Here is a 3,759-nt window from a genome sequence, read left to right as displayed (position 1 = left end):
CCTTAATATTCTCCTGATACTGTGCAATCTCTTTTTCCTTTTGCCTTATAGTATTATTTTTATATGCTATAACTGAAAAGCATACAAAGACTATTAAAGCAATAATAACCGCTGCTATTATTGACTTTCCTAATTTAGTTCCGCTGAAAGCGGACAGTCGTCTCAAAAAACTAAAAAACATTGTCGATGTAATCATTCTTACTCCTTTTATTCTTTATTATTATTTTTTTTATCATCATCATTATGATTATTGTTTTTTAATATCTTTAAAAATCCTCTTAAATCGCTTCCCATACTGACACTGCTTAAACCTAAAACTATAATAAGCAATGCAACTCCCCAATCCTGAGCAGGAGTTAATCCTTTTATTACTATTAAATAAAATACAACAACCCATCCTAAAACAAAGCTGATTATGCTTGTATATATGCTTACTTTTTTATTGGCATTATGTTTGTCTATAAAACTCATTTATCTAACTCCATTATATTTTAAATTGTCGTGAAATATGCCTAGAAGAAACTTCTGCAAATATTCAAGATTTTCTAAAACTATTTCACTGTCTTTAATAGTTGTTTCAGTAAAGTTATTATAGATAAATACATCATAACTTTTTAATCTGTCAGCCGCAGGAATATTTTTAAGATTTTTCAAAAAATCCTTACGTTTCTCATATTGTGCTTTATGATTATTGTAAATTGATTTGTAAATATCTTTAACTTTGTCTAATATAATCATATAATAGAAGTTGCAGATATTTTCTAATGCCAATTTTTTTATACTTACAATATCGCTTTTAGATAAAGATGTATTATATATATCTATAATTTCTATTCTTTTTTCTTTTACATATTTTTCAAACTCAGCTTTATTTTTATTAAGTATATGATTATGTGCTATGTAGCTTATGATTTGACTTTGTACTTTTAATGTGCTTTGACTTATTATACTGCTGTATTCTTTATAAACTGTAAGCGATGTAATTTTATCATCATATTTAAACTTATTTTCATCTTTATTATCACCATTATAATAAGCTAATATTTCACTGTTATTTTTAGATTCTAATACAGCTAGTTCTTTTGGGGATTCAAAAGCATTAGATACTATTTTATTTTGATTCTCTATAGGTTTTTCTATATTAGCTTTATTATTTCCAAACTCTATAGTTCCGTCTTTAAGATTTGCTTTTAAGTTAGCTTGTTTATTATGCATAATAAGTTCTTTAACCCATTTCCCTATAATAAGTATTGTTGTACAAATACCTATTATAGATAAAGCAGTCAATATATCAGCCATTTGAACCCTCTAATATTTTTAATATTCTTTCAAATCTTTTTTGCCTATCCTCAAGTCCGTTGTATCCGCCGTTAATAAGTTTTGTAACTCCTTTAACATCCCCTTTACGTGCAAGCAAACCGCAGCCTTTTTCCTGCCAAAATAATAATGCAATTTCTATTGCATTATTAGGCTCTTTTGCCAAATCTGGATTATTAACTAAATCAGCATTTATTTTTTTTCCGTAATTTCTATAATTATTTTTTCCAGTAAGCTGTATTATTCCTCTTCCTCTATATTTATAGCCTTCATCTTGGCCATTACCTAAACGTCCTCCGTAAACAAAATTGCCTATAGCCTCAGCTCCTTGAAGACATAGTTTTTTAGCATTATCTAAACTTCCAACTCTTTTTTTGAAAACATCAAAAAGCCTTTGAGGAGTATATCTGAAGCTCTCTTCAAGCCTTTTATAATCATTACTTTCATGCGTAGTTTGTGCCAAAAACATAGCAGCTTCTTTTGTGTCTATAATGTTATGTTTTTGAAAAGCATTATTTAATGGTGCAAGCCATTTATTATTTATACCTATTTCATTTAATATATTTTCATTAAGCATATACTAATCCTTATCATTCATTTTTACTTTCATTATTATCTTTTAGTTTATAAACCTTTGCATATTCTGTTATTTTGGATATACTAGCTATTTGGAGTGTTTCTTCTCTCTTTTTTAATACTGCAATCTCTGTTTCTATATTCTGTATGGCTTCGCTGTATTGATATGTTATACTTTCATGCATTGATATATTATATTCATTATGCACGATTTTACCTTCATGTTTTTTTAATATTTTATAAAGATCATCTTTAAGATCTTCAATATTTTCTTTATTCTTTTTCTCATCATTTTTTAGCTTAATATATTTTTCTATTAATGAAGTTTCTTTTTTACTTAATTCTGTTATACTTTTTTTTGACATGTTTTATCCTTATATTTATATTCATACACTTATATAAAAAAATATAAGGATAATTCATTTCTTATATAAAAAATTATAAAATATACGGCATTATTTGTATCATTGATTCCTGAAGCTCTTTTTTGATATTATTCAGTTTTTGGGAAACATTGCTTTGAGACATTTTTAATTCTTCTGCTATTTGTTTCTGCGTATATCCTTTTGACAGCAAAGAAAGCATTTTTCTTTGATCTTTTTTAAGCAATGCTATTATTATTCTTTTACTGTCTCTATCTTCTAGTTTTGAAAGGCCAAAAGTATATATAACATTTGATAGATCTATTTCAAATGCATTGAATGTAGCATCAGAATAAATATCATTATTATTTTTTTTATTTCTTATTATTTTTTTCATATCATCGCACAACTGTATGCATTTATCTCTCTTACTGCATAAATTACAAGTTTTAGTATTTTTTTTCATTTTTTATCTCCATAAATTATTTATGTGCTCTGCAATTTTTATAGCATCATCAGTATTACAAATATTTGTAATATTTAATTCTTTTTTGGCTGAATCTATATCATGTTTCAATTCAATATATTCTGCATAATTATAGCTGTATGCTATATCTTCTACTGACATATTATCTATTGCAATAACTCCTAAACTTGTAATCATAATCTACCCCCTAAAAATTATAATTGTCTTAGCTTAATTACATTATCAAATATATTGAGTTTGAGTATTTCACACTTACAAGGCTTTATATAGTGAGTGCCGTTTTCTCTTTTATATTCAAACTCTACTATATCAAATAACTTTAGAAAATCTAAAGTTTCATAATATTCAAATGTATAATACTCTTTTAATAAATATCTGCTTTTCATTATTTCATTAGATAAACTCACAGCATCTTCTTTTCTTTTTAATAAAGTTTCAAACTCCTCATGTGCATTTATTCTATGCCTTTTTTTCGCTTCCTCTTCAAAATCAATATTTTTGTATGTAGACTTTAATAAATCATATTTAATACTGCAGCTTGATAAATACTCACCTTCTTCTACCGTTTTATCAACCCTGCCCATACAGTATTGTTTTATTTTATATTTAGCTTCATTACTGCGAAATCTTGTACTAATAAAATCTATTTTATTGTCATATATCTCTAATCTTCCTTGCTCTAAAAAGGAAAGTTCTCCTATTAAATCAAGTGTAGTTTTTTTATTATCATTATCAAGCAAAACAGCTATTTCTCTTGAACGTTCTTTTTCAATCTGACAATTTTCTATATTATAATTTTCTTTTATGTATGCTATGTTCTCATAATCTTCTAAAATCTCTCTAATGAGAGTTAAAGATTTATAAGGCGGTATATCTATTTCTGCATATATCTCATATAAATTATCATTAGTATCTGTTATAGAATGTACTTGTTTATGTCCTCTAAAAATTAACTGGCCTTTTTCTTTATCTAATGTCCATAATCTTTGACTTCCTTTTCCATCTTGATAATCTTTA

Annotated in this window: 6 protein-coding genes and 2 pseudogenes; all 8 read right to left on the bottom strand. The window is 26.1% G+C overall.

Annotated elements, in window-relative coordinates; genetic code table 11:
• Positions 1–196 (bottom strand): annotated as a pseudogene (locus Q0J90_RS09010) (hypothetical protein); the annotation flags it as partial.
• A gap of 11 nt (positions 197–207) precedes the next feature.
• Positions 208–471: a hypothetical protein gene (locus Q0J90_RS09005; protein ID WP_020063762.1), complete on the bottom strand. Its 264-nt coding sequence runs from the start codon at positions 469–471 to the stop codon at positions 208–210.
• Entirely contained in the window at positions 472–1,299 is an 828-nt protein-coding gene (locus tag Q0J90_RS09000) for a hypothetical protein (protein WP_297277584.1), read from the bottom strand.
• Entirely contained in the window at positions 1,292–1,894 is a 603-nt protein-coding gene (locus Q0J90_RS08995) for a glycoside hydrolase family 19 protein (RefSeq protein WP_297277583.1), read from the bottom strand. The genes Q0J90_RS09000 and Q0J90_RS08995 overlap by 8 nt, the downstream gene beginning before the upstream one ends.
• A 13-nt stretch (positions 1,895–1,907) precedes the next feature.
• Positions 1,908–2,258, bottom strand: a complete 351-nt coding sequence (locus Q0J90_RS08990; RefSeq protein ID WP_297277582.1) for a hypothetical protein — start codon at positions 2,256–2,258, stop codon at positions 1,908–1,910.
• Positions 2,259–2,331: 73 nt separating this feature from the next.
• Positions 2,332–2,721 (bottom strand): LuxR C-terminal-related transcriptional regulator, encoded by a 390-nt coding sequence (locus Q0J90_RS08985; RefSeq protein WP_297277581.1) that lies wholly within the window; start codon positions 2,719–2,721, stop codon positions 2,332–2,334.
• A 3-nt stretch (positions 2,722–2,724) separates the two neighbouring features.
• Positions 2,725–2,919, bottom strand: a complete 195-nt coding sequence (locus tag Q0J90_RS08980) for a hypothetical protein (RefSeq protein ID WP_028330870.1) — start codon at positions 2,917–2,919, stop codon at positions 2,725–2,727.
• A 17-nt stretch (positions 2,920–2,936) separates the two neighbouring features.
• Positions 2,937–3,759: pseudogene (locus Q0J90_RS08975) on the bottom strand (hypothetical protein); the annotation flags it as partial.

Origin of the sequence: uncultured Brachyspira sp., from assembly GCF_944390595.1 — a bacterium.
Taxonomy (GTDB): Bacteria; Spirochaetota; Brachyspiria; order Brachyspirales; family Brachyspiraceae; genus Brachyspira.
The sequence above is the reverse complement of the archived record's forward strand: the minus strand, read 5'-3'. Positions and strand labels throughout refer to the sequence as shown.

Excerpts from the sequence above, each read along its gene's own strand:
- Q0J90_RS08990 (WP_297277582.1), bottom strand. The coding sequence starts at position 2,258 with ATGTCAAAAAAAAGTATAACAGAATTAAGTAAAAAAGAAACTTCATTA.
- Q0J90_RS08995 (WP_297277583.1), bottom strand. The coding sequence starts at position 1,894 with ATGCTTAATGAAAATATATTAAATGAAATAGGTATAAATAATAAATGG.
- Q0J90_RS08980 (WP_028330870.1), bottom strand. The coding sequence starts at position 2,919 with ATGATTACAAGTTTAGGAGTTATTGCAATAGATAATATGTCAGTAGAA.
- Q0J90_RS09000 (WP_297277584.1), bottom strand. The coding sequence starts at position 1,299 with ATGGCTGATATATTGACTGCTTTATCTATAATAGGTATTTGTACAACA.
- Q0J90_RS09005 (WP_020063762.1), bottom strand. The coding sequence starts at position 471 with ATGAGTTTTATAGACAAACATAATGCCAATAAAAAAGTAAGCATATAT.
- Q0J90_RS08985 (WP_297277581.1), bottom strand. The coding sequence starts at position 2,721 with ATGAAAAAAAATACTAAAACTTGTAATTTATGCAGTAAGAGAGATAAA.